The following is a 24221-nucleotide window of genomic DNA, read 5'->3' as shown; positions in this document are numbered from 1 at the left end:
CTTTCTGTTCTTACCTTATTTATGCAAAGAAAATAAATGTATTTTTACCATCCTACTATTGTGAAGAAATCAATAATGTTTATAAAAGATGATAGCGTTTCCTAATGCAAAAATAAATATAGGGCTCAATGTCATTAGCAGGCGAAGAGACGGGTATCACAACCTCGAAACCGTTTTCTATCCTGTAAATATAAAAGACGCTATCGAAGTGGTAGAGTCGCCCGAGTTAAGTTTTAATGCCAGCGGAATTGAGATACCCGGTCACGCCAACGAAAACCTTTGTCTTAAAGCATACGAAAGGCTAAAGAATGATTTTAAATTGCCCCCGGTAAGTATTCATCTTCATAAAAAAATCCCAATCGGTGCGGGCCTCGGAGGGGGGTCAGCGGATGCTGCATTTTTTATTAAACTGTTGAATAGTAAGTTTAATTTGAATATGAATGTCGAAACAATGCAGAATTACGCAAGGGAATTAGGAGCAGACTGCGCTTTCTTCATTAAAAATCAACCTGTATTTGCGTATGGAAAAGGCGATGAGTTTGAAGATATTTCATTGACTTTAAAAGACTTTTTTTTAGTGCTGGTTATGCCGCCCGTTCACGTATCCACCGGCGAAGCATACAGCGGAGTGAAGCCCGCTAATCCTAATATATCCTTGCGGGAACTTGTCGGCGAACCTCTTGAAGAATGGAAGTATTTAATGAAGAACGACTTCGAAGAATCCGTATTTAGAAATCATCCTGTAATAAGAGGAGTAAAAGCTGAACTATACGAAGCTGGAGCTCTGTATGCTTCAATGAGCGGGAGCGGATCGTCGGTTTATGGCATTTTCAAGAATAAAATTGAATTGCCCCATCTTGAAGCTAACAATCAGGTATTCTATGAGATATAAGCGATTGCCGAACGTCTCGTTGCCAGCAGAGTAAAATAGCTTCCATCAGGACAGGCTCTGAACCAGCCCTGATAGAAAACTATTCGATTCCTGTTTTACCTGACTACCGTTGCTTCAAGTTCAACTTTCAACGTTTCGAAAAGACTGCTCACTTCATAAAATGTACTTGCCTGTTTAATGCCATGTTTGGCTATCCATTGCTGCAGGATATCGAAGCTACTAAAGAATTCGGCCGATGAGGTTGTCAGGATATTTAAACGGACGATATTCCTGCATTCATATCCTGCCTCAGTGATCACCTGTTCCAGATTCTCAATTGCCTGAATCAATTGGTTCCTCATGTCATCTGTGCTTGAGCTGCCATCGGCCAGAACAGCGGCCTGCCCTGCGCAATAAAGAGTGCCTTCAGCGTGTTTTACTTCAACTGCCTGCACATAGCTGCGCGAATCCTGCCATTGCCAGGGATTAATTATTCGTTTTTCCATTGTTTTAATAGTTTTTGGAGCCGCGCGACACCGGGATTAATAAAATTGTACGAAGCAAAAATGGACACAATTATGAACTTTCTGGTGTGACAAACATCACAATTATAAAAACGACGAGCAAGCTATGAAGTACGCCAAAGGCGGCTTAGGGTTTCACGTGAAACACCTAGCCAGGAAGCAAGCAACGTTTTCGGTACTCTTTGATATAAGGAGGGATACCGTTTAAGTAATTGTTCATAACGTTCTCCGGCATTAGAAGTAAGGAAAGATAATATCCTTCTTTGTGCCGCAATATGACCGGCATTAGCCTTTTGAAGAAAAAAATACTCCATTTTTCGAAGTTCGGCACAGAGGAGCCGGTAACTTTCAAGCGGGAGACAAAGAACAGACGTGTCTTCGAGGCATTGCAAAGACATCGTCGCTTTAGTTTGAGTGAAATAGGCTAAATTGTCGCTTTCCCACCAGTCTTCCATTGCGAAAGAAACAATATGCTGTTTTGCCGTATCGTCGGTATATACTAACATTAAAAGACCTGAAATAACAAAATAGATATACGGAACATCTTCACCTTCCCGGAAAAGGAACTCACGTTTCTTATAATGTTTAACAATAAAGTTTGACATTATAAACCCGTATTCTTCGTCGGTGAGCGTGACTATCTTTTCTATATGTTCCCTTAGTTCTTTCTGCATAGGTATAATTTGAGTTTCGTGTTCTCCGTCGGCACGCTTTTAACAAAGATATAAGTCATATCTGTTATTTATATGCATGGACTGTATCCAGTCTAATACCGTAAGCTAGTCAGCATTGAATAATTGAAATTTAAACGCTTTTAAATTAAAACAAAAACTAAAACTATATTTTTGCCGTATTAATTACGTTAATTATTGTTTTAGCTATATTAACTTTAACTTTAAATTTAAATCAAAAAAAATGGCAAAAGTAACCGAACAAGATGTAATTACTTTTCTTAGGGATAAGATATCAACCCTTACTGCCGAGTTAAAGAAAACTCAGGCAGCATTAGATGCTTTCAGCGGTAAAGCAACTCCGGTTACTGCAAATAAACCAGCGGTAGTTGAGAGCCCAGAACCAGTAAAAAGCAGAAGAGGTCGTAAACCAGCTCCCAAAAAAGAAGTTGTAAAACCCTTGGACGTTCCTGAAGAATTTGATTCAAACGGGAAACTAGACAGTAAAATTGCCTTTATCTTATCAAAGAATGGTGCGTTATTCAACACCGAAATTATAGAGCGCCTTAAGGAGCTCGAGCCCGAGAAAGATGCAGATAAACTTAGTAAGGCCGTTATGGTCAAGTTATCGGCTCTTCATAAAGCCAATAGAATCAGAGGAGAAAAAGAGGGGAGAAAGTTCAAATATCAGTTATAGAACTGGTCTGCCCTTCGTATTTACTCATAAAAGGATCGCTGGAAAAGGCGGTCTTTTTTTTTGAGTAAATATTACGAATTATTTAATATCTGCATAGGGGTAATCCGGCAAACAGTTGTATCAGTATTAAACAGACAATTGTTAAAGCATATATTTACGGCAGATTTGGATATTATAAGCGTGGAAATTACCAGCAGTACGGTTATAGAGTTACTCAAAGAGGGTAATGAAAGTGCATTCGAACAGGTTTTTAAAGAGTATTATAAACGGCTGCACGCCTATGCCTTTACTTTCCTTAAAGATGAAGTAGCGGCAGAAGAAATCGTTCAGAATGTTTTTTGCAGGATATGGGAGAAGAAAGACCTGCTTGACGTAAACGGCACTCTTAAATCCTATTTATATCGTGCCGTACACAATGAAAGTCTCAACTATTTAAAACATCATAAAGTTAAAGCAGAATATGAGCAATATTATACGCAGCGTATGAAAGGTGAATATGACCACAGTGAAAAGAATGCACTCGTTTCTGAACTTGAGAAGCAAATAGCTAAAGCGCTTTCTGAGCTTCCCACTCAATGCAGGATCATTTTTCAGCTTAGCAGGTTTGAACAGTTAAAATACCAGCAGATAGCCGACCATCTTGGCATTTCGATTAAGACAGTCGAAAACCAGATGGGCAAGGCCCTGAAGTTGTTGAGGTTGAAGCTGGTGGAATTTCTTCCGGTACTGTTACTTTTATTACTGAATTTTTAGAGGGGGGAACGACAAGTGAAAGATAAAAGTTTTGATATGAACGACGACCTGCTGGTAAAGTACCTTGCAGATGAGGCAAGTGAGGCAGAGAAGAGCACGGTTTTGCAGTGGATTAGTGAGCATTCTGACAATGAGCGTTATTTTAATCATTTCCGGATGATATGGGAGGAGAGCGAGACAGTAGCGCTGAAAGGCAGTGCGGATGAGAACGCAGCCTGGGACCGGTTTAGAAATAAAGTGATCTTAAAGCAGGCACCGCCTGCACGGATTCGCTCTCTGAGCTACTGGGTCCGCATCGCGGCTGTACTGGTTCTCATTGCCACTGCAGGAGGAATAGCTGTTTCTGTTTATTTAAATTCAAGGATTGTCAGAATGGTTCGGCTGCAAAGCCATGACTCGACGCTATCGGATACCCTTCCGGACGGGTCTGTTATTACGCTGAACCGGAACAGCCGTCTGTCTTATCCCTCCCGTTTTACAGGGAAGACAAGGAATGTATCCATGGAGGGCGAAGCCTTTTTTAAAGTTGCGGGCGATAAAAGCCATCCATTTATTATTAAGATCAACGATGTAACAGTTACCGTAGTCGGAACGTCTTTTAATATAAAAAGCCGTCATCAAAAAACTGAAGTGATTGTAGAATCGGGAATTGTCAGGGTCTTTAAAAATAACGACCGGGTAGAGTTAAAAGCAGGCGAGAAAGCTACAACCGGCAAAAACGGAGTTCTCTCAAAGGGGATTAATACAAGTACATTGTATCATTCCTATTCGAACAGGGAATTCATTTGTCACAATACGCCTCTGCCCGAATTAACAGCAGCAGTGAGTGATGCTTATAATGTTGAGATTTTTATTGCTAATAAAGAACTTGAAGGCTCGAAAATTAGTACTACGCTTAACAATAAAAGTCTCGAAGATATTCTTACAGTACTTAGTGTCACATTTAATGCAGAGGTAGAGCGTGAGGGGCGGAGGATCACCCTTAAATAGAAATATATTTATGTTCCAAAATAAAGGGTTAGTGATAACCCTTCTCTTATTACTGACAGTTCTTTTATTTCCCCAAAAGCAATTGAATGCACAGGGACTGCTTTACCGGAAAATTTCGGTTGAGGCACATCATCTGCCATTGGAAAATGTGCTCGACCGGATAGGTCAGAAGTGCGGATTTAGCTTTTCATATAACAGCAGCATCGTTCCCCGGGATAGCCTCATTAGCCTTTCAGTCAGCAATCAGACTATAAAAGACATCCTCGACATGTTGTTCGCTGGTCGTTTTGAATATAAGGAAGCGGCCGGCTTTATCATTCTGCGTTATGCTCCTTTAAGATTGTCATTAATCACAGATAAGGTTGAAAGCAACAGGGGCGTTTATCGAATCAGCGGTTTTGTCATAGATGATCGTACCGGCGAAAAGATAGCGAAAGCCAGTGTTTACGAAAAAAAGCTGCTGCGGTCTGCCCTGACAGAGGCTGATGGTTCTTTTGAGATGAAAATCAACACGCGGAATCACTCTATAGCCCTAACTGTAAGTAAGGAGCTTTATCGTGACACCACTGTGCTGATCCTTTCATCAGTAGATGTAAACTCTGATGGCAGTACCCGTGACGATCCGGATCATGCTTCCGGAGAGGGCGCCTCCGTCGCTGAAAGAACAGCGATAGGGCGTTTGCTGGTTTCATACAAACAAAAGATCCAGGAGCTGAACGTTCCCGGCTTTATTGCCGAAAGCCCCGTTCAGGCTTCCATCACGCCCGGACTAAGCTCTCATGGTATGTTAAGCGGACAGGTGATCAACAAATTTTCAATTAATATCTTCGGGGGTTATACCGCAGGTGTTGAAGGAGTGGAAGCGGGCGGCTTGTTTAATATAAATAAGAAGTATGCAAAGGGGGTACAGGCGGCTGGAATCTTCAATCTCGTGGGAATGTCGGTAGTGGGAGTACAGGCTGCGGGGATTTATAACGGTGTCTTAGATTCGGTTCAGGGAGTTCAGGCAGGTGGAATAGCGAATTTTGTAATCAAGGACTTCGCAGGGGTTCAGGCGGGCGGCATTGTGAATTTTGTAAGAGGCGAGTTTTCCGGTGTACAGGCGGGCGGTCTCCTGAACTTTGATCTTGGTTCGGTAAAAGGAATTCAAGCTGCGGGACTTATGAATATTTCAGGTAATCATACGGCGGGGCTTCAGGTGGCAGGATTAATGAATGCGGCGGGACAGAATATGGCGGGAATGCAGGTATCCGGAACCCTCAATATTGCAGGTGGCGATATGCGGGGAGCACAGATAGGCGTCGTTAATTTTGCACGGCACCAGAAAGGCTTCCAGTTTGGCCTCCTTAATGTTGCGGATACATCTTCAGGCGCAAGTGTCGGACTGATTAACATTGTTCGTAAAAATGGACTCCATTCTGTATCGGTTAGTTCAAATGAGATGTTTACCTGGAATCTGTTAATTAAAACCGGCACTCCTAAGTTCTACACAATTATACACGGAGCACGTAATATGGGAGGATGGGGTTTTGGAAAACAGTACCAGTTATCCAATAGATTGTTTTTGAGCCCCGAACTGGTCGGCTTATATCTTTACCAGGGCAGCTGGGATTATACAAATACCATTACAAGGTTTAATATGAACCTTACCTGCAAGGTACATAAGCTTCTTTCCGTTTTTGCAGGACCCTCTGTAAATGTTCTCTATTCCGATCAGGATAAAAAGGTTGACGGATATTCATTGATAACTGAAAGAATAAAAATGTCTCGTAGTTCAAAAAACGACAAATTATATCACTGGATAGGCTGGAGTGCGGGGATTAGTGTAACACCGTTTACAAAATAATGTCAAAAGAGCACACACTAACAATATTTCACAATTGCCATAGGGGTAAGCGCTGAGTTTATTGTATTATATAAAACAATTCCACAAAGTATGAAATTTATTAAACTGTTTTTCATGGCATTGCTGTTTACTGCAATGCAGACAACAGCCTACGCTCAGAAGAAAGTTACCATTAGCGGCTATCTTAAAGATGCTGTAAGCGGCGAAAGCCTTGCAGGAGCGCTTGTAACGGTTCAGGGTACCGCTATCAAGGCATCAGCAAATAGTTATGGTTTTTATTCTTTGTCGCTGAATTCCGGCAGCTATAAGGTGAATTATTCCTATGTTGGCTATCAGCGCGAAGAACACTCCCTGGTTCTCAGGAGAGATACGGCAGTTAATGTAAATCTTAACCCCGCTTCGAACATGATGAACGAGGTAGTGGTGAGTACGGTATCAAAAAAGGATAATGTAAATAAACCAGTGAACATAGCTCCTTTGTCTATGGTCGAAGTAAAGCAGCTGCCCGCGTTTCTTGGCGAAGCAGACCTCATCCGGTCTTTTCAGCTTCTGCCGGGAGTTAGTACTGTTGGAGATGGCGCCTCAGGCTTTAACGTAAGAGGGGGAGGCGTAGATCAGAACCTTGTTTTACTGGATGAAGCTCCGCTTTATTTTACATCCCACCTTTTTAACCTGTTTTCTGTGGCTAATCCGGATGCGGTAAAGGATGCAGCGCTCTATAAAACGGAAATGCCTGCAAGGTTTGGAGGGCGCTTATCGTCGGTACTGGATACCCGTATGAAGGATGGCAATAATAAGGAGTGGAACTTTGCAGGGGGACTAGGACTTATAGCAAGCCGGTTTACCGCCGAAGGTCCCATAAAAAAAGATAAAAGCTCCATGATCATCAGTGCCAGGCGTTCGTACACGGATATCCTTACTAAACAGTCGTCCGACCCTGATATCAAAGACAATTCCATCTACTTCTATGATCTGAGTGCCAAACTGAATTTTACGTTGTCTGACAAGGATCGACTGTTCATTTCAGGCTATTTTGGTAAAGACCATATCGATGCAGCAAAAATGTTTTTGCTGCAATGGGGAAATGGAACGGGAACCATAAGGTGGAACCATATTTTCAATCCCCGCTTATTTTCGAATACGAGTGTGATCTACTCTGATTATAAGTATCGTTTAGGTGCCTATCAGGATCCCGCTACGAGCTTTACCTGGGATGCGTCAATTGTTGATTACAGCCTGAAGAACGCCTATAGCTGGTACCCCGATGCCCGCAATACCATTTACTTTGGTATAGAAGCAGGACTTCATGACTTTATGCCGGGCACAGCCAAGCCGGCGAGTGAGAGCTCTATCTTTAACTTCACGGAAATGCCTGGTCAGCGTGCTGCCGACTATAACCTGTACTGGGATCATGAAATAACGCTCTCCGATGTGTTTTCGGCCGAGTATGGCCTGAGGTATTCTGCGTTCCAGAGCCTGGCAAAAGGAGAGACTAAAATAAGCGATTACGAGGGTGTTACAGGTGAACGTAAGGAGCCGGTGAATACCAGGACATTCAGCGACTGGCAAAGCATAAAGTGGTATCATAACCTGCAGCCAAGACTCTCATTTAAAGTAAAGACTGGTGAGAATGCTTCTGTAAAGGCTTCTTTAAGCCGTACAGCTCAAAACCTGCATCTGGTGTCAAACACCATTTCGTCCAGTCCTCTTGATATCTGGACGCCGAGTTCCTATAATGTGAAGCCTGAAACTGCTGATCAGGTTTCAGCTGGCTACTTTAGAAATTTCAGTAACAATAAGTATGAAGCGTCCGCCGAGGTATACTATCGTAAACTACACAATCAAATGGACTTTATTAATGGTGCCGAAACCCTGCTTAACGAGGATTTACCAGGTGATATGTTGTTTGGTGATGGAAGAGCTTACGGATCGGAATTTTATATTAAAAAGAACAGCGGACGGCTGAATGGCTGGGTAAGTTATACGCTTAGCCGTACGGAACGGAAAATAGATGGCATCAACAATAATGAGTACTATCCGGCTAAATACGATAAAACTCATTCTCTCGCCGTAGTTGCTGTATATGAACTAAAGCCACGAATTATATTATCGGGTACATACAATTTCGCTTCCGGAATACCGGCCACTTTACCCGACGGTCGTTTCGAGTTTGACAGTTTTCCGGTACAGTATAATTCAGGAAACTTTCGCAATAACTACCGCATTCCCTCTTATCATCGCCTCGACCTGTCGGCTACCTTTAAAAAGAAACCCGTTCCCGGACGAAAGTACACGAGCGAGTGGGTCGTTTCTATGTTTAACGCATTAAACCGGCGGAATGCATTTTCCCTGTATCTCCGTCAGAACGAAGACAGCATGTCGGAACTGGAGACGATCCGCTTTTCAATGTTTGGTTCAATTATCCCGTCTGTTACCTGGAACTTTAAATTTTAATGATCATGAAAATATTGAAATTAATACTGATTCTTCTTGCTCCCGTTCTTTTGTTTTCGGCATGCGAAGATCCTATAGATATTGATGTTAAAGAAGGTAAACCTGCTCTTGTGGTAGAGGGCTGGTTAACCGACCGCCCTGAAAATCACTACGTGAAGTTGTACATAACGAAACCTCTTGGTGGTTCTAATGATTTTGAACCGGTAAGAAATGCAACACTCACATTGAGCGACGATGCCGGGCATACTGAACAGCTTAAGGAAGTAAGTGCAGGGAAATACGAAATATCGGCGATAAGAGGAGTAGAGGCACGAACCTATACTCTCCGTATCCAGACCGCCGAAGGCAGTTATGAAGCCGTTTCGAAAATGCCGCGTCTTTCTATGGCTCCCGATTCTCTCACCTTTAAATATGAAGAGAAATCGATCATTTATGAGCAGGAAGGTTATTATCCATACATCCACGGCCAGGAATTGCCTGGTGAAGACGATTTTATCCAGGTGAAGCTTTTCAAGAACAACAGATACCTTAACAGCGTAGATGACATCAATATTTTCCCCGATAAATTTGTAGATGGCAATTATATAGATATGGGACTTGAAATTGACAGCGCATTTGCTGCGGGCGATACTATAAGAGCAGAGGTATGGTCGCTGACGGAAAATGCCTATTATTTCTGGGCCGACCTGCAAACCCAGTTGAGAAATGGTGGCATCTTTGCTTCACCCCTTACGAATACCCGGACTAATGTGAAGAAGCTGACCGAAAACTCTAAGGATGTCATCGGATATTTTGGTATTTCACTGGTTGGCACTGTAGAAAAAAAGATAGAATAAATAACACCGGACATAGGGGTAAGAATTCAGGAGGTTGTATTACTAATAAACAACAATACAACGATGAATTTAACTTTTAAAAACATTTCAAAGGCAGCATCAGTTTTTATGATGGTCTGCCTTTTTATTTTTTCTAACGCCCATATTGCCAAAGCACAGGAGCCTGTAAGTAATGTTCATATAGGGTTTTGCTATCCTCTCAGCACGAATGGATCGCGGGCGGGCGAGTATACAAATAATGCTTCTTTTCATGTCCTTGCCGGCCTTTCAAAGGAGGAGAAGGCTTTCAGTTACGCGGGAATCTCAAACGTAGTAAGGGATAAGGTTTCAGGTTTTCAGTTTGCAGGAATCTCAAATCATGTGAAGAATGCAATGAAGGGCTTTCAGTACGCAGGCATTTACAATGATGTCGATACAATTGACGGCTTTCAGTTTGCGGGCCTGCTTAACCGGTCTGCTACCGTCAAAGGCTTTCAGTTCGCTGGTCTCAGCAACATCGTCCGCAATGACATAGATGGCTTCCAGTTCGCCGGATTCAGCAATATTGATGGCGGCAACTTTAAAGGTTTCCAGTTTGCCGGCTTTGTTAATAAGGTTAGGGATGTGGAAGGCTTTCAGTTTGCCGGCTTTGTTAATGTTGCTAAAAAGGTACGGGGATTACAGTTTGCCGGCTTTATAAATATCGCCGATAGCAGCGACCACTCGCTTGCCCTTGTTAATATTATAAAAAATGGCGAGAAGAGCATCGGAGTTACTATAGATGAGACACAAACAACCGTTCTTTCGTTCCGGTCGGGAGGCAGGGTGCTGTATGGCATTATCGGTGTTGGCGGTAACTGGAAGACCAGCACATCATACATGGCGTTTGAAGGAGGCTTTGGTGCGCATCTTCCATTATCGAATTCTTTCAGAATAAATGCAGAGTTAACTAGTTTATATCTCGAAGACTGGAAGAAAGGATTCTACTATAAAAACACCTTCCGCGTTCTTCCCTCCATCCGTCTTACACCCCGCATAGAACTCTTTGGCGGTCCTTCTCTTAACTTTTCTTCAACCGATACTGACGACGGGAAGAAACTGATCGAAAATGATTTCTGGAATGATTATTCAGGAGACGACAAACGTCAGTTATTCATCGGGTATACCGCGGGTTTGCAGATCGGATTTTGAAGATAACAGAATCAGCACGCGAGCTGTAACGTTTGGAATGTAGCATACGTCTCAGGGAGATGAAGAATCTATATTTAACACTCAGTTTAATAGCGCTCAGCCTAAGCTCGTTTGCGCAGCAGGCGGTGCCACAATTTAAGGTAGTTACTATTGTCGAATCAATTGTACCAGGAGGGCTGGGCCGGTCGAGGCTTATTGAAACGAAAACAGAGGTGAATGCTGCTGATTTCACAACCGAGCGCACCGACGGAAAAGACAGCAAACAAGGTGATGTAAAAAGAGGCGATGCCAAAATAGACTCTTTTGCAGAAACAAAGCTCCTTAATTTCTTCAGTGTCGCAGGGATTAATTTCCAGAACATTGCGTCTAATGACGCAATCATTACGTCGAAAATGAATGAGTTAGCTAAAGATGGATGGAAGCTTTCCTTTGTCACCAGCGGAGTAGAAAGCGATGGAGGAAAAGAAGACGGAGCCGGTATATTCATTACGAGGCTTATATTTTCAAAATAATTGAATCAATAATAAAGATCTGCCTGGTGCGTACAGCAGGATGTAAAGACTGCTTATGCATCAGGTATGGATGTCCTCCACAGAATGTCTATCTTTTCCGCAAAACCTTCTGTAGCATTTATACGTACAACATTTCCTGGATCAATAACTATTCAAACGCAGATTAACGAAAATACGCGAGCGGAAACCGCGCCTGTCATTAAAATAAAAAATATAACAGAAACGAAAGTTTGTGGCATAGTTCGTGTTATAATTGTATTATTGAGTTTTGATAATTTAATATAACTGCAGGGCAAGCAATTGGGGCAAATATAAAAAGAGGGCGATGGAAAGAATTTTAACAAATAAAGAGGCTGAGACTAAATATAACGAACTTACCGATAGGGACAAGTACAAGATCAACAGTGATAAGATACGCTTTGGGGAGTATTTTATAGGATTGGATCACAACTCTTATTATCGTGTTGATCCAATAAATGTTATTGTTACCGAGGGACAACCGGTAAATATTCGTCCGAACGATCTCACTATAATTTAAAGCTTTTTACATTTCTCAGATCTAGAACAACCGGGACCGCTTCAGGAATCCACGGTTTAATTGCCATGTATTATCGTTCTATTTATCAATCGCTCAACACCAGCGTAGAAGAGGGCGAAATTGTCTGATCATGAATGAGCAGCTTCTGTACAGGCAAATCTCCCGGATCGGCAGACCTCTTCATGGTAACAGCCGCCAGATCCTTTAGTCCAAGCCTCCTGAGGAGAGTAGGGTATCTGTCGTTAAATGCTTCTGTGAGATCTGAATAGGGAGTCCCTTTTGCCAGGGCCCTTGCTTCTGCCAGATCTCTTTTTGCAAGGACAGGATTCCCAATGAGGGCTTTTACCACACTTAAATTAAGCAAAGAATTGATTATCCCGCTTGTATCTTTGATCGCGCGCGACTGCGTATTCGCTTGTATATAAAACCACTTCGCCTGAGAATAGCTCTTCTGGTCTTTGTACATGTTGCCTAGAAACACGAAGCTTCTTATCCGTCCCTTAAAATCATCAGCTGAACTGGAGTAGGGCAGAGCCTTGTTTATTACATAATACTCCGCAAGCTTAGGTTTATTCTGAATTCGTTTGATGGTTGCAATCTTTAGGTAGATAGAGCCCAAACTATCTCTCCGGCACACCCTTTCATACGAATTTTTGGCCATAGCAGCGTAAGAGAACGCTGCATCGTAGTTCTTCTTCTTAAAGAAAACGTCAGAAAGATGTGATGCAACGTTCCCTGCGAAGACGGCGTCGCCAGCTTCCATATGTACTTTATAAAGGTCAGTGTACTGTTTTTGTGCTTCTGTCAGCATCCCTTTCTTCTCATATATTTTAGCCAGCATATCCAGAACATCAGCCCTTCCGCGCAAATTGGATTGTTTCTTATAAAGTGACTCTGCTTTTATAAACTGAGCAATAGCTTCGTCCTTCTTCAATTTAAAGAGAAGTTTTCCGATCTCTGTCCTGACGTCTGCTTCCCAAAGCTCGTTCCGCACAGGAGCTGTCGTTAATGCTTTTTTATAACTCTTTACTGCATCAGCAGGCTTTATAGCGCTGTTAAAAGTTGCCATCAATATATAATAATCTGCCCTGGCCGACAGCGAGTCGCGAACCTTATTACGAATACTTGTGCTGTCCTGCCGCCCTGAAGCAAGAGTGAAAGAGCCCGGCACGATCAGCAAGGTAAGGTATATTATAAATTTCATGGATCCTCTTTAAGTACTTGTTACAATATTATAAATATATCTATACAAACCCTGTACCATTGGGTAAGCCCTATATCATATCAGCCGCCCATGCCAGTATTTTCCACATTAAATAGATCAGAACAATGAAGAATACCAGGATAACTACAATGATAGTAAAGATAATTCCTTTACCGCTGCCCTGATATTTGCCTTCAACATAATGCCGTTTAAGCAGATTGATATTGCGGGAGTTAGCTTTATATCCGAAATCAAAGATCCAGCCGATGACAGGTATGGCGCCTATTACCGCGTCGAGCAGGATATTCAGTACCATTAATATAAGTACTTTGCCGCTTGCACCATGACGAGCCATGGTCAGCACAAGAACCGCTGAAACTAAAAAAGCTGAAATATCGCCCAGGAAAGGAATAAAGTTAACGATCGGATCTACGCCAAACCGGAAAGAAGTACCCGGAAGCCTGAACTGATTATCCATCAGGTAAGCGACGCGCTCCACCCACTTCAGCTTTTGGTTGTTCAGTTCCACTGGTTTCGATATCTCGTTTGACATACCGGTATAACCGGGCAATGAGAAAAAAGGTTTGAAGCACAGTTCTATAGTTTTATCGGCGGGTTTGGAATACTTGCCGAAAAATACTAACTATGGACTTTTAATTCAATGACTATGGAGCAGGTATTAGATAAGCAGGCCCTGGATATGCTGGTGTTTTCAAACCTTAACAAAGTTCCTTACGGAGAGAACATTAAGGAATATTTTATGAACGAGTTTCGTAAATCGCCTCTGGATTGGGATCAATTTTTCAAGGAAGGTTCGTGGGCCGAACTCGATGAATCAGCCAGGGCGGAAAGAGAATCAATAATTAACGAGGCCCTGATAAATTTTGATCTGAAAAGAGCAACTTTGGACCTATAGGTTAATGCTTGTGTTATCTTTGCGGAATTAACCCGGCGGGATAACAATGATAAAAGCAAGCGAACTTAGAATTGGAAATATCATAGGACTGGAGGATGGCTCCCCGGTTGAAGCATCAGTGGAAGCTTTTCGCTCTGCGGAATTCTGGAAAGATCTGGAGACGACCTGCAAGCCGGTACCGCTAACAAATGAATGGCTTTTGATGCTGGGCTTTTTTGAAAGCGCCCATAGTCTGTTCAGTATAGAGTCGTTGCCTTCCTGGCATATCAGACACACGGGCGACAATTTTGAGATCATAAAGGACGGTAAAACAGTCCTTTCGAAATCTTTTAGCGTCCACCGCTTCCAAAACCTCATCTTCGAACTTACAGATATCGAACTCCGTATCATTATTGAGCGGGATGAATTGAGAGATGCTATTGAAATGGTAGCAGACGGTATCCTTTATCAGTATATTCCCACCGATCGTTCGGCGCAGTCCTTTAGCTTTAATCTCTCAATTGAAGGTGAATACTATGAAGTTCAATACCGGAAAGACTCAGGGGGGTACTGGATCTTTAACGGATATAGTAAAAACAATTAGAAGCGTTTTGTGTCGACTGGCTGTGTAATTATTATCCCCTTCTATTTTTTAAAGCAACGATATACTTCGCTAACTTCCATCGCATGCGCCGACCCCTTCGCTGGTTCGATTCAGAGAGTGAAGTTTCTTCAGAAAAACGTGAATTAAGGATTTTAGGCACGGCAATGCGCTGCGAGCTGTAGATTCCCGAATGTCCGCTGAAGAAGTAAGCAACAAAACAGGCCGTCGCGAAAAAAATGATGTACTCGCTACCAAATAATTCAACGCCCATGATGGTGCAGGCCAAAGGCGTGTTGGTGGCTCCTGCAAATACAGCGATAAAACCCAGCGCCGCAAAAAGGCCCACGGGGGCATCCAGTAAAATAGAAAGCGTGTTGCCCAGGGTTGCCCCGATATAAAACAAAGGAGTCACTTCGCCGCCCTTGAAGCCTGTTCCAAGGGTCAGGCATGTATAAAGGGTTTTCCAAAGCCAGCTCCATGTATCCGCCCCACCAGCCTTAAAAGCCGATGGTATAGTTACCGCACCGGCATATTGCGAATCAACGCCCAGGCCCAGATAATCTGGTTTACCGGTAACGTACGTTAATCCGATGATAATAAGTCCCCCGGTTACCGGTATCAGCCACTTTATGGTAAACCTGCTGACAAAGAAATTTTTGATCCCGTATACAAGTATAGAAAAAAGATAAGACGACAGACCGAAGGCAATAGCGGCAATAATTACCTTCAAAAGCAGATAGAAATCGGGTGACAAATAAGAAGAGAACAGTCCCGGTGCTGAATGAAAAACATCAATATGATACGTAGTGTGATGAATTCCCCAGGCGCTTACCGTTGCGTCGCCTGCAATGCTGGCGATGAGGCAAGGCAGCAGGGCATCGTATTGAATACGTCCGATGGTCAATACCTCCATTGCAAAGATCGCTCCTGTCAGCGGCGTTCCGAAAACAGCACCGAATCCAGCCGCTACACCGGCAGTAAGCAGAATGGTCATATCCTTCTTTTGCAGCTTAAACCAGCTTCCGAACATCTGGGCAATGCTGCCGCCTATCTGGACTGCCGTTCCTTCGCGACCTGCCGAGCCTCCGAATAGATGAGTGAGCACCGTTGACAACAATACGATAGGGGCCATCCGTTTCGGAATTCCTCCTCCCGGACTGTGGATTTCGTCGATGATCAGATTATTTCCTTTTTCCGACGATTGCCCGATACCCTTATAGATTATATGTATAAGCAGTCCGGCCAGAGGCAGAAAAAATAAGAGGTATGGATTATTAAAACGGATATCAGTAACCGAATGGAGCAGCCAGAGGAACAACGCGACCATGCTTCCCGTCACAATAGCAACCGGAATCACCATTACAGTCCATCGTACAAGGTTTTTTAAGATTGGGAATTGTTCGGATGCTATATTTCTTGCTGTCATTTTGATTGTTGCCTACAAATAAATTGTTCGCGGGAAGTAAACCTTCCCGGATTGAATTTTGCAGGCGCCATCAGCTTTTTAGGGCGGTTAAGTCGGAAGACACCATTTCCGTTCCGCAAACTTATCCAAACTTGTGTTTATATGCAAATTTTGACGTTCGCTTCGGACCCGCTTCAGAAAGGGTTCGGAGTGGTCGGCACTCACTTAGCGACCATGCTTTGTCTTCCTCCTGTGCTTCTTCGACAAAAACCGAAGAAGCACGGGAGCGAGTGGCTGTCTGTACCGAAGATAGCCAAACCAGGGTATGAGCTGGGCAGCATTGTTGACAAATTGGGGACCTTTTCCTGACCATGTTCGTAGTGGCAACTACTCACCTTCTGGCTGGGTATTGCCTGGCTTCGGTCTGGGTATTGGATTTTTTAGAAGAACTGTAGAAGAAATCCCATAGCCGTGCCGAAGCCAGCCGGGCTAATGTACGGAAGCATTCCGACTCTCAGTGAAGCCCCTGCTATAGCTTCCTTGCAAATTCTTCAGATAGATTAAAGGGGTGATGATATTGATCAACCAAAGGAATGCTTCACATTAAAAATGATTTCCCTGTATCTTTGCAGCGCATGCGCAATAATTTTGATCCCTATAAAACAGGACTTCCGGTTACAGAAATCATTCCTTCCGTAAGCAGTAGTCTTGCCACTAATAACACGCTCATCATAAGCGCTCCTCCGGGTGCCGGGAAAAGTACTGTCCTTCCTTTGGCATTACTTCAGGAACCCTGGCTGAAAGATAAGAAAATGATTATTCTCGAGCCGAGGCGTTTAGCTGCGGGGACTATCGCAAACAGGATGGCTTCCTTATTAGGAGAACAACCCGGCCAGACTGTAGGATACCGCATCCGTTTTGAAAATAAAACATCTTTTCAAACACGGATTGAAGTGGTAACAGAGGGGATACTCACAAGAATGCTTCACAGTGATAATGCCCTCGAAGATATCGGACTGGTGATTTTTGATGAGTTTCATGAAAGAAGCATCCATGCCGACATCGCGCTGGCTCTCTGCCGGGAGACGCAGCAGGTGCTACGCCCCGATATGCGGATCGTGGTCATGTCGGCCACCCTTGATATTCCGCGCCTGGCCGGGTTACTGGAAGCCCCTGTGGTCGAAAGCAAAGGAAGTATGTATCCGGTAGATGTTATCTATACAGGCGAGCAGGATTTGCAGCAACTGCCGGAAGTATGCGCACGAACCGTTGTTCGCGCTATAGCGGAGAGGGAGGGGGATGTTCTCGTGTTTCTTCCCGGGCAGGGCGAGATCAGAAAATGCGAAGCCTTACTGAAAAGACAGCTCAGAGATATTGGTATCCATCCCTTGTATGGTCAGCTTTCATTTGCAGAACAGAATGCAGCTATTATGCCCGATCCCTCGGGTAAAAGAAAGGTGGTTCTGGCGACATCGATTGCTGAAACCAGCTTAACCATAGAAGGCATAAAGATCGTAGTGGACAGCGGACTCGGAAGAAGTCAGGCTTTTGATCCAAAGTCGGGACTGTCGGGGTTAAAGACCTCGCAGATCTCAGTCGACTCAGCCGACCAGCGTTCCGGAAGAGCAGGAAGACTTAGTCCAGGTACCTGCTATCGTATGTGGTCATTAGCAACGCAGGAAAGAATGGCGCCATATCGTACTCCGGAGATCCTTGAGGCTGATCTCGCATCCCTGGTACTCGACATGGTACAGTGGGGCGTGAAAGATATCCTTCAGCTGACGTGGCTGACGCCGCCTCCGGCTGCTGCCTTAGCGCGGGCGAATGAAATCCTCCATGAGCTGAATGCGCTTAAAGACAATAAGATCACCCCGCATGGAAAGCGGATACATGCTTTGCCCTGTCATCCGCGCATCGCTCATATGCTGGCAATGGCCTCGGGTACTGAAAACCTTGCCTTAGCTACCGACCTGGCTGCTTTGCTTGAAGAGCGAGACCCCCTCGAAAAGGAAGGTAACATCGATATCAACCTGAGGGTTGAAGCGCTGAGAAGACACCGGCAGGAGCGTCGTAAAGAACGAAGGATGGATAATATCGAGAAGATAGCTTCGTCTTACCGGCGCTTATTCAGAGTTGATGAGGATAACCGAACGAACGATCCTTATGCAACCGGGTTGCTGTTGTCATACGCCTACCCCGAACGTATCGCCTGCGCCAGGCCTGGTCATACAGGGCAGTTTCAGCTCGCTAACGGAAAGACCGCTGCAGTGAGTACTGAAGACGACCTCGCCCATGAACACTGGTTAGCTGTCGCCCAGCTCGACGCTCGTAAGGGCATTGGAAAGATCTTCCTTGCGGCCCCGGTGAATGCTAATGATCTGGTTGATATAGCGTCAGAGAGCGATACGGTACTATGGGATACCCGCAAAGGAGGTATCGTGGCGACCAGGGATCTGAGGATCGGAAGTATTGTTCTGCAATCGCGGCAAATGATGTCGCCCGACCAGGAACTGGTTATAGAAGCAGTGTCGGAGGCGCTCAAAGCAGAAGGCGAGGGTTTGCTGAACTTTACAGAAGAAACCGAACAATGGCAGAACCGGGTAATGAGCCTGCGTCTCTGGCGGCCGGAAGAAAATTGGCCGGATGTGAGTACGGCGGCGTTGCTTGAAAATAACAAGAGGTGGCTCTCATCTTATTTGCCTCAGGTCAAGAAAACAGAGGATCTGAAACGGATAAATTTAGTGCAGGTGCTTCAGCAAAGCCTCCCTTATGAGATGCAGGTCACTCTCGATCATCTTGCACCTTCAAGTATCCGTGTTCCCAGTGGTTCTCAGGTGAAATTAAAATACCATGCCGACGGGGCGTTGCCCGTCTTAGCAGTAAGGCTGCAGGAGGTTTTCGGTATGCTGGATACGCCAAAGATAAATGAAGGCCGACAGGGCGTGGTACTTCACTTGTTGTCGCCGGGATTTAAACCTGTACAGGTGACTTCTGATCTGAGGAGCTTCTGGGAAAATGCCTATTTCGAGGTGCGAAAGGAATTAAAGAGACGATATCCTAAGCATTCATGGCCAGAGGAACCTTTAAAAGCGGAAGCTGTGAGCGGGGTAAGGAGGAAGTGATATGTGGTGTCCCTACAAAAATAAGTCACGATGTGTACCAGTTCTCGTTAGTGTAATGAGCCTAATGGTATCGTCTTGGGCCCATACCAATAACCAGTCGGGCTGGATGTGGCATTCCCAAAATCCTTTATAATTACCTGTTAATTTGTGGGACCTATTTTGTTTTGGAAGCTCACCTTTTTCGACCAGTTGAGTAACGACCTCATCGAGCAGGCGCATATCCAAACCACGCTTTTTAGCGAGTTTAATGTCCTTTTTAAACTTTCCTGTCTGTTCAAGTTGATACATTAGGAATAAAGTTCTTTTCTGAAATCCTCAAGCGAGATTTTGGATGTCTTTCTTGATTTAGCTTCTTTAATCGCTATTTCAGTATCTTTATTATAACGTGGTTCTCCCAACTCAACAAACGGAAGCGTCTTAAGGTATTCATAGAACGCTTTTGCCTGCTTGCTCCGCTTATCTATTTTTATTGTAATTTCCATATCCGCACCTGTTTAATGAAGTTACCCAAAGCTACAAAAAAATAAAATTGTTCCGTGTTTGCAGGAGAAAGAAACAGGTGTTGTGGTAACGTTTGTGTGGCGTGCGATGTCTTTTTTATACTATTCTTTCTCTCTTGCCCGAGGCAATGCTTCTATAAATAGCATCAATTACTTTCATATCTCTCATGCCTTCTTCGCCGGGTACTCTCGTTGGCTTTTTCTGAAGGATACACCGGGCAAAGTCGTCCATTTGGAAGGCCTGCTGATTAATCTGTGGAAAATTCATTTCTCCTGCAGGTGAGTTTCCCCTGATGCCTCCGTATCCAAATGCCGGCTCTAGTCCGAAAGTCCCTTTTTCCGCCTTTACCTTCAGGTATCCCCAGTTATTGTTGTAGCTCGATTTTCCCTTGGCTAATATGCCGCCCGGAAATTCGAGTTCCCAGAAGACGGTTTCGTCTACTTCACGGAAAAGCTCGTGATTGGTTTTTTCTTCGGTTGCTTTTACAAACAGAGGTTCTTTGCCAAGGCTATATCTGGATCCCTGGATACTGTAAACTCCCATATCCATCAGGCCGCCTCCGCCAGCCAGCGCTTTTTTTAACCGCCAGGCATTAGGATCTCCCCGGTAAGTGAAGCCGTTTCCGGTGTCGATGGAAGTAACCTTGCCATATATTTCTTTCTGACCAAGCCGCATCATCTCGATATTGTGCGGTTCAAAATGTAGCCGGTATCCGATAGACAGCATCCTGTTTGCTTTCTTACATGCAGCAATCATTTCGGCACATTCGCCGGCGTTCAAAGCCATAGGCTTCTCGCAGATCACGTGTTTGCCTGCCTGAGCCGCCCTGATGGTAAACTCTTTGTGCATCGAAATAGGCAATACCACATAGACGATGTCGATGTCCGGATTGTCGGCAATAGAATCGAAGTTGTTATAGTTGTAGATGTTCTTGCCGGGGATATTATACTTTTTCGACCAGCTGTCGGCTTTGGAAGGAGTGCCGGTTACTATCCCTGCGAGGTAACAGTTTTTTGTCTCCTGCAGAGCAGGCGCCAGTTGTCCGCCGCTGTATCCCCCTAACCCAACCAGCGCTATGCCTAGTCTTTTATCTTTACCGGGTAAGGAGCAAGCCGCCAGCGATTTGAAGGCGGGCATAAGCGCCAGAGTTCCGGCGGAATAGGATAAGGTTCTTAAAAAGCTTCTTCTGGTATACCTGCTGTTGTTTTTCATAAAAATCATGGTTAAGGAGGTTACATGAGCAATACATTGATATTCAGTAAACAATACTAAGCTAGCTTAAGTTCTTTGTATTTTGCAATTTCCTTAAAAGAACTTATCTTGTGGGCGCACACAGACTTTATAAGCTCAGATTATGTTATTAAAAAAGCGAATTCTTACAGCTCTCTTTGTTTATGCTGGCTTTACTGCATCAGCACAAACGTCGTCCGGAAAAATTGCTATCATTCCCGAACCTGTTAGCATAGTAGAACATACGGGAACTTTTGTTTTACCTGAAAAGACCACGATTAAAGCTTCCAGCAATGCGGAAAGCATGCAGGTAGCTGCTTATCTTAAAGAGAAATTAGGTGTTACCGGGAAAAACATTGTTGTCAGTCACTCGGGAAACAGCAACATTGAACTGGTCCTGCTGCGCAAAGAAGATACAGAACTAAGTAAAGAAGGGTACAGGTTGAATGTATCCGAAGAGAAAGTGAAGATCGAAGCAAATCAGCCTGCGGGCTTGTTTTATGGAGTACAAACACTCCTTCAGCTATTTCCAAAGGAAGTGGAGAGCAAAGATCAGCTTCTGAATCTGAAGTGGCAGGTGCCTTGTGCAACCATTACAGATTATCCAAGATTTGGATGGAGAGGCCTCATGTTTGATGTAGCCCGCCATTTTTTCACAAAGGAAGATGTGAAACAGTATATCGACCAGATGGCACGTTACAAGTTTAATCTTCTGCATTTACACCTTACCGACGACGAGGGATGGCGTATTGAAATAAAGAGTTATCCTAAACTTACACAGGTTGGTGCATGGAATGTGAAAAAGGTAGGGTATTTTGGCGACTTTACGCCGCCGCTGCCTAACGAACCGCGTACTTATGGTGGATTCTATACACAAGAGGATATAAAAGAACTTGTCAGGTACGCGAAGGAACGTTTTATTGATATTCTTCCCGAGATTGACGTCCCCGGACATAGTCTTGCTGCCGTAGCGTCCTATCCGGAATTATCTTGTACTCCTGGTGCAGATCAGTACAAGGTTAGATCGGGTGAAAAGATAATGGACTGGTCGCGCGGAGCGCCCCCGATAGCGCTTCTCGATAACACGCTGTGCCCTGCGAATGAAAAAGTATACGAGTTTTTAGATAATGTAGTAACAGAAGTAGCTGCACTTTTCCCTTTCGAATATATCCATATGGGAGGTGATGAGTGTCCGAAGAATTTCTGGGAGAAGAACGAGGCTATTAAAGCGCTGGCTAAGGAAAATAACCTGAAAAACATGGAAGAGGTTCAGGGATATTTTGAGAAACGTCTTGAAAAGATCGTAGTATCCAGGGGAAAAAAGTTTATGGGCTGGGATGAGATCCTTGAGGGTGGATTAGCGCCAAGTGCTGCCGTTATGAGCTGGAGAGGGATGAAAGGCGGGACAGAAGCTGCGAAAATGAAACATGAGGTGGTTATGAGCCCCACAACCTTTGCTTATCTCGACTATATGCAGGGCGATGCGGCAATTGAACCTAAGGTTTATGCATCCCTTCGCTTAAACAAGGCATACCAGTTTGAGCCACTTCCCGACAGTGTTGATGAGCAATATATCAAAGGAGGGCAGGCTAACTTGTGGACCGAGCAAATTTATAACATGCGGCACGCCCAATACATGACCTGGCCCAGGGCTTTCGCTATTTCTGAGTCGGTTTGGTCGCAAAAAGGAAAGAAAAACTGGGACTATTTCTTTAACAGGGTAGAAAAACATTTCGCGCGTTTCGATCAGGCCGAGATCAAGTATGCACCCAGTGTTTACGAGCCGATTTTCTCAACAAGCGTTACTCCTGATAAGCAGCTGCAAATCCATATGAGCACAGAAGTAAGCGGCCTTGATATATATTACACTTTTGACAACTCGTTTCCCGATCACTTTTATCCAAAATATACTACGCCTTTAATAGCGCCTAAAGATGCCGTGATGTTAAAGGTAATTACATACCGGGGAAATAAGCCCGTTGGAAGAATGATAAATTATCCGATAAAAGACCTTCAGGATAAAATTAAGCTGCAAAGAACCCAGGGACAGAGGCAGCAATAATTAGCGGTTCGATTCTTTGCGATAAAGCATAGAGAGAAGTCGTTATATAGCATTCATCGCAGGTTTTTACGCGAATAATTGCTGAATATGCAAAACGCACAAAATGGCTGAAAATCAGTTTGTTTTGTGCGTTTTGTGTTTGTGAATATGATTGTGATATTCTACTTTTATAGTGAATTAACTAATCAAAACCTGATATGAAAAATAGAATTTTCGAATCAGTGATCAAGTTTACTATTGCAGTTGAAGCGGTTATCCTTGCTGTTGGACTTTATGCCATTATTAAAGTAATAATCTGGTGAACCTGTACTTCGTTGCTCAATTGTAATAGTGTAATAGAATAAGATCAAAACAGGAGAAGTTCTTCGTCTGCTGACTGGAAACTTATAGCCCTCCCGTCTGAAACTTCTTGTCGCGTTTGCCTTATCTCTTCTTTTTTATTTGACAATCGTCTATTCTTTATACAGGCTTAGGTCGGCTACTCCCTGCAGCTCGGTTGACAATTCTCCCAGCCATCCCATATTGTATTGTGCCCCCGTCTGGATTTTAATAAAATCAATACCTTTAAGATTGATTTTTTTGCCGTCTTTATCTACGGCCCTGTCGATGTCGATTTTATCTCCTCCTTGTGTATTGTCCGCGTAACCAAATTCAAATGGGAGACTTTTGATGAAGGTAGGAACGCTGTCGTCGATATTGTTGCCTGGTAGCAACGTTCCGGTTATTGTATAGCTGTCCGCAGTGATCCATTCAGGATAGTAAGGCTGAGTATGGGAGGAATTCGTTTTAACAAAGCCTGTATTTCCTTTGTTATCTGTCCACGACACATCGCCGGCCGGGTTCGGACGAGTATAAGTAATAGAGTAATTACGTATATATCCTGTTTTGCCGTACTCGCTTCCTGCCAGCTCATACCAGGTATCATCTGGTTTGCCATTACCGTTCTCGTCCTGCATCACCCATACTACTCCAGGTTCTGCAAAAATGGTACTTGCGTTCCCGAGCAGAATAATATCGTCTTTGCCGGATTCATTGACGACAGTGTGGTCAAAACCGAGGACGATACTCCCTCCCCATGCCCCGAGCGAGATGAGACCTTTTTTGCTAAGTATGCTTTCTGCAGCGGCAGTAGTGCCGGCATTGGTGTTTACCAGCTGACCGGGTGCTGGCAGGTATTCAAATAAAGTGGTAACATAGGCATTGCTGCCGGACGTTATGGGCCGTATTGGTGCCTCATCCGATCCGTCAATGCCGCTTTCTTTTTTGCAGCCGTTAATAACCACAAAGATCAATAGCAGCGGAATCAATAGGTGAATGGTAGTTTTTTTCATATGAT

At 43.9% G+C, this 24221-nt stretch carries 24 protein-coding genes and 1 riboswitch; of the genes, 15 read left to right on the top strand and 9 right to left on the bottom strand.

What is annotated here, in order from left to right:
* The first annotated feature begins 88 nt into the window (after positions 1-88).
* Positions 89-892, top strand: a complete 804-nt coding sequence (gene ispE, locus BDE36_RS19130) for a 4-(cytidine 5'-diphospho)-2-C-methyl-D-erythritol kinase (protein ID WP_141816150.1) — start codon at positions 89-91, stop codon at positions 890-892.
* 95 nt (positions 893-987) lie between these two features.
* Here ispE and BDE36_RS19125 read toward each other — a convergent pair whose 3' ends face one another.
* Together BDE36_RS19125 and BDE36_RS19120 are read right to left on the bottom strand one after the other, a co-directional pair.
* On the bottom strand, positions 988-1377 hold the full coding sequence (locus BDE36_RS19125) for a RidA family protein (RefSeq protein ID WP_141816149.1): 390 nt from the start codon (positions 1375-1377) through the stop codon (positions 988-990).
* A gap of 122 nt (positions 1378-1499) precedes the next feature.
* Complete coding sequence (locus tag BDE36_RS19120; protein WP_141816148.1) at positions 1500-2069, bottom strand: Crp/Fnr family transcriptional regulator; 570 nt, start codon at positions 2067-2069, stop codon at positions 1500-1502.
* A gap of 241 nt (positions 2070-2310) precedes the next feature.
* Between BDE36_RS19120 and BDE36_RS19115 the strand changes: the two genes are divergently transcribed.
* The 9 genes from BDE36_RS19115 to BDE36_RS19075 all read left to right on the top strand — a co-directional run bounded on the left by BDE36_RS19115 (position 2311) and on the right by BDE36_RS19075 (position 11862).
* A complete protein-coding gene (locus tag BDE36_RS19115) occupies positions 2311-2763 on the top strand; it encodes a hypothetical protein (protein WP_141816147.1) in 453 nt (150 codons plus the stop codon).
* A gap of 165 nt (positions 2764-2928) precedes the next feature.
* Positions 2929-3516, top strand: a complete 588-nt coding sequence (locus BDE36_RS19110; protein ID WP_235833038.1) for an RNA polymerase sigma-70 factor — start codon at positions 2929-2931, stop codon at positions 3514-3516.
* A gap of 36 nt (positions 3517-3552) precedes the next feature.
* Positions 3553-4506 (top strand): FecR family protein, encoded by a 954-nt coding sequence (locus BDE36_RS19105; protein WP_141816146.1) that lies wholly within the window; start codon positions 3553-3555, stop codon positions 4504-4506.
* Between the two features lie 10 nt (positions 4507-4516).
* Complete coding sequence (locus BDE36_RS19100; protein ID WP_141816145.1) at positions 4517-6352, top strand: STN and carboxypeptidase regulatory-like domain-containing protein; 1836 nt, start codon at positions 4517-4519, stop codon at positions 6350-6352.
* Positions 6353-6442: 90 nt separating this feature from the next.
* Positions 6443-8806, top strand: coding sequence for a TonB-dependent receptor (locus BDE36_RS19095; RefSeq protein ID WP_141816144.1), 2364 nt, complete (start codon positions 6443-6445; stop codon positions 8804-8806).
* A 5-nt stretch (positions 8807-8811) separates the two neighbouring features.
* On the top strand, positions 8812-9642 hold the full coding sequence (locus tag BDE36_RS19090) for a DUF4249 domain-containing protein (RefSeq protein ID WP_161987713.1): 831 nt from the start codon (positions 8812-8814) through the stop codon (positions 9640-9642).
* 63 nt (positions 9643-9705) lie between these two features.
* Positions 9706-10812, top strand: a complete 1107-nt coding sequence (locus BDE36_RS19085) for a hypothetical protein (RefSeq protein WP_141816142.1) — start codon at positions 9706-9708, stop codon at positions 10810-10812.
* Between the two features lie 59 nt (positions 10813-10871).
* Positions 10872-11324, top strand: coding sequence for a hypothetical protein (locus tag BDE36_RS19080; RefSeq protein ID WP_141816141.1), 453 nt, complete (start codon positions 10872-10874; stop codon positions 11322-11324).
* Between the two features lie 325 nt (positions 11325-11649).
* Positions 11650-11862, top strand: coding sequence for a hypothetical protein (locus BDE36_RS19075; protein ID WP_128768354.1), 213 nt, complete (start codon positions 11650-11652; stop codon positions 11860-11862).
* Positions 11863-11947: 85 nt separating this feature from the next.
* Here the strand turns inward: BDE36_RS19075 and BDE36_RS19070 are convergent, their stop codons facing one another.
* Together BDE36_RS19070 and BDE36_RS19065 are read right to left on the bottom strand one after the other, a co-directional pair.
* Complete coding sequence (locus BDE36_RS19070) at positions 11948-13066, bottom strand: tetratricopeptide repeat protein (RefSeq protein ID WP_141816140.1); 1119 nt, start codon at positions 13064-13066, stop codon at positions 11948-11950.
* A gap of 70 nt (positions 13067-13136) precedes the next feature.
* Positions 13137-13619: a DUF4112 domain-containing protein gene (locus BDE36_RS19065; RefSeq protein ID WP_141816139.1), complete on the bottom strand. Its 483-nt coding sequence runs from the start codon at positions 13617-13619 to the stop codon at positions 13137-13139.
* A gap of 114 nt (positions 13620-13733) precedes the next feature.
* Here BDE36_RS19065 and BDE36_RS19060 point away from each other — a divergent pair, with 114 nt between their 5' ends.
* A complete protein-coding gene (locus BDE36_RS19060; protein WP_141816138.1) occupies positions 13734-13982 on the top strand; it encodes a hypothetical protein in 249 nt (82 codons plus the stop codon).
* A gap of 46 nt (positions 13983-14028) precedes the next feature.
* Positions 14029-14565, top strand: a complete 537-nt coding sequence (locus BDE36_RS19055) for a hypothetical protein (protein WP_128768350.1) — start codon at positions 14029-14031, stop codon at positions 14563-14565.
* 31 nt (positions 14566-14596) lie between these two features.
* On the opposite strand, the gene BDE36_RS19050 is transcribed toward BDE36_RS19055, so the two are convergent.
* Positions 14597-15991 (bottom strand): voltage-gated chloride channel family protein, encoded by a 1395-nt coding sequence (locus BDE36_RS19050; protein ID WP_141816137.1) that lies wholly within the window; start codon positions 15989-15991, stop codon positions 14597-14599.
* Positions 15992-16045: 54 nt separating this feature from the next.
* Positions 16046-16110: riboswitch (Fluoride riboswitch) on the bottom strand.
* A gap of 22 nt (positions 16111-16132) precedes the next feature.
* On the opposite strand from BDE36_RS19050, the gene BDE36_RS19045 reads away from it, so the two are divergent.
* Together BDE36_RS19045 and hrpB are read left to right on the top strand one after the other, a co-directional pair.
* Complete coding sequence (locus tag BDE36_RS19045; protein ID WP_141816136.1) at positions 16133-16339, top strand: hypothetical protein; 207 nt, start codon at positions 16133-16135, stop codon at positions 16337-16339.
* A 224-nt stretch (positions 16340-16563) separates the two neighbouring features.
* Positions 16564-19092 carry an ATP-dependent helicase HrpB gene (hrpB, locus tag BDE36_RS19040; protein ID WP_235904200.1) on the top strand — a complete coding sequence of 843 codons (2529 nt, stop codon included), beginning with the start codon at positions 16564-16566 and terminating at the stop codon, positions 19090-19092.
* A 12-nt stretch (positions 19093-19104) separates the two neighbouring features.
* Here hrpB and BDE36_RS19035 read toward each other — a convergent pair whose 3' ends face one another.
* From BDE36_RS19035 to BDE36_RS19025, 3 genes are all read right to left on the bottom strand, one after another.
* Complete coding sequence (locus BDE36_RS19035) at positions 19105-19380, bottom strand: type II toxin-antitoxin system YafQ family toxin (RefSeq protein WP_128768348.1); 276 nt, start codon at positions 19378-19380, stop codon at positions 19105-19107.
* A complete protein-coding gene (locus BDE36_RS19030) occupies positions 19380-19574 on the bottom strand; it encodes a hypothetical protein (RefSeq protein ID WP_128768347.1) in 195 nt (64 codons plus the stop codon). Before BDE36_RS19030 ends, BDE36_RS19035 begins: the two co-directional genes overlap by 1 nt.
* Positions 19575-19689: 115 nt before the next feature.
* Complete coding sequence (locus BDE36_RS19025) at positions 19690-20805, bottom strand: Gfo/Idh/MocA family protein (RefSeq protein WP_141816135.1); 1116 nt, start codon at positions 20803-20805, stop codon at positions 19690-19692.
* 142 nt (positions 20806-20947) lie between these two features.
* Here BDE36_RS19025 and BDE36_RS19020 point away from each other — a divergent pair, with 142 nt between their 5' ends.
* Positions 20948-22885: a beta-N-acetylhexosaminidase gene (locus tag BDE36_RS19020; protein WP_141816134.1), complete on the top strand. Its 1938-nt coding sequence runs from the start codon at positions 20948-20950 to the stop codon at positions 22883-22885.
* 452 nt (positions 22886-23337) lie between these two features.
* Here the strand turns inward: BDE36_RS19020 and BDE36_RS19015 are convergent, their stop codons facing one another.
* Positions 23338-24216, bottom strand: a complete 879-nt coding sequence (locus BDE36_RS19015) for a cell surface protein (RefSeq protein ID WP_141816133.1) — start codon at positions 24214-24216, stop codon at positions 23338-23340.
* Positions 24217-24221: the final 5 nt, after the last annotated feature.

It is taken from the genome of Arcticibacter tournemirensis (genome assembly GCF_006716645.1).
GTDB classification, from domain to species: domain Bacteria; phylum Bacteroidota; class Bacteroidia; order Sphingobacteriales; family Sphingobacteriaceae; genus Arcticibacter; species Arcticibacter tournemirensis.
Note: the sequence above shows the minus strand (reverse complement) of the source record. Positions and strands in the feature narration are given on the sequence as shown.

Coding starts and splice junctions, on each gene's coding strand:
- ispE (WP_141816150.1), top strand. CDS start 89: ATGATAGCGTTTCCTAATGCAAAAATAAATATAGGGCTCAATGTCATT.
- BDE36_RS19125 (WP_141816149.1), bottom strand. CDS start 1,377: ATGGAAAAACGAATAATTAATCCCTGGCAATGGCAGGATTCGCGCAGC.
- BDE36_RS19120 (WP_141816148.1), bottom strand. CDS start 2,069: ATGCAGAAAGAACTAAGGGAACATATAGAAAAGATAGTCACGCTCACC.
- BDE36_RS19115 (WP_141816147.1), top strand. CDS start 2,311: ATGGCAAAAGTAACCGAACAAGATGTAATTACTTTTCTTAGGGATAAG.
- BDE36_RS19105 (WP_141816146.1), top strand. CDS start 3,553: ATGAACGACGACCTGCTGGTAAAGTACCTTGCAGATGAGGCAAGTGAG.
- BDE36_RS19100 (WP_141816145.1), top strand. CDS start 4,517: ATGTTCCAAAATAAAGGGTTAGTGATAACCCTTCTCTTATTACTGACA.
- BDE36_RS19095 (WP_141816144.1), top strand. CDS start 6,443: ATGAAATTTATTAAACTGTTTTTCATGGCATTGCTGTTTACTGCAATG.
- BDE36_RS19090 (WP_161987713.1), top strand. CDS start 8,812: ATGAAAATATTGAAATTAATACTGATTCTTCTTGCTCCCGTTCTTTTG.
- BDE36_RS19085 (WP_141816142.1), top strand. CDS start 9,706: ATGAATTTAACTTTTAAAAACATTTCAAAGGCAGCATCAGTTTTTATG.
- BDE36_RS19080 (WP_141816141.1), top strand. CDS start 10,872: ATGAAGAATCTATATTTAACACTCAGTTTAATAGCGCTCAGCCTAAGC.
- BDE36_RS19075 (WP_128768354.1), top strand. CDS start 11,650: ATGGAAAGAATTTTAACAAATAAAGAGGCTGAGACTAAATATAACGAA.
- BDE36_RS19070 (WP_141816140.1), bottom strand. CDS start 13,066: ATGAAATTTATAATATACCTTACCTTGCTGATCGTGCCGGGCTCTTTC.
- BDE36_RS19065 (WP_141816139.1), bottom strand. CDS start 13,619: ATGTCAAACGAGATATCGAAACCAGTGGAACTGAACAACCAAAAGCTG.
- BDE36_RS19060 (WP_141816138.1), top strand. CDS start 13,734: ATGGAGCAGGTATTAGATAAGCAGGCCCTGGATATGCTGGTGTTTTCA.
- BDE36_RS19055 (WP_128768350.1), top strand. CDS start 14,029: ATGATAAAAGCAAGCGAACTTAGAATTGGAAATATCATAGGACTGGAG.
- BDE36_RS19050 (WP_141816137.1), bottom strand. CDS start 15,991: ATGACAGCAAGAAATATAGCATCCGAACAATTCCCAATCTTAAAAAAC.
- BDE36_RS19045 (WP_141816136.1), top strand. CDS start 16,133: ATGCAAATTTTGACGTTCGCTTCGGACCCGCTTCAGAAAGGGTTCGGA.
- hrpB (WP_235904200.1), top strand. CDS start 16,564: ATGCTTCACATTAAAAATGATTTCCCTGTATCTTTGCAGCGCATGCGC.
- BDE36_RS19035 (WP_128768348.1), bottom strand. CDS start 19,380: ATGTATCAACTTGAACAGACAGGAAAGTTTAAAAAGGACATTAAACTC.
- BDE36_RS19030 (WP_128768347.1), bottom strand. CDS start 19,574: ATGGAAATTACAATAAAAATAGATAAGCGGAGCAAGCAGGCAAAAGCG.
- BDE36_RS19025 (WP_141816135.1), bottom strand. CDS start 20,805: ATGAAAAACAACAGCAGGTATACCAGAAGAAGCTTTTTAAGAACCTTA.
- BDE36_RS19020 (WP_141816134.1), top strand. CDS start 20,948: ATGTTATTAAAAAAGCGAATTCTTACAGCTCTCTTTGTTTATGCTGGC.
- BDE36_RS19015 (WP_141816133.1), bottom strand. CDS start 24,216: ATGAAAAAAACTACCATTCACCTATTGATTCCGCTGCTATTGATCTTT.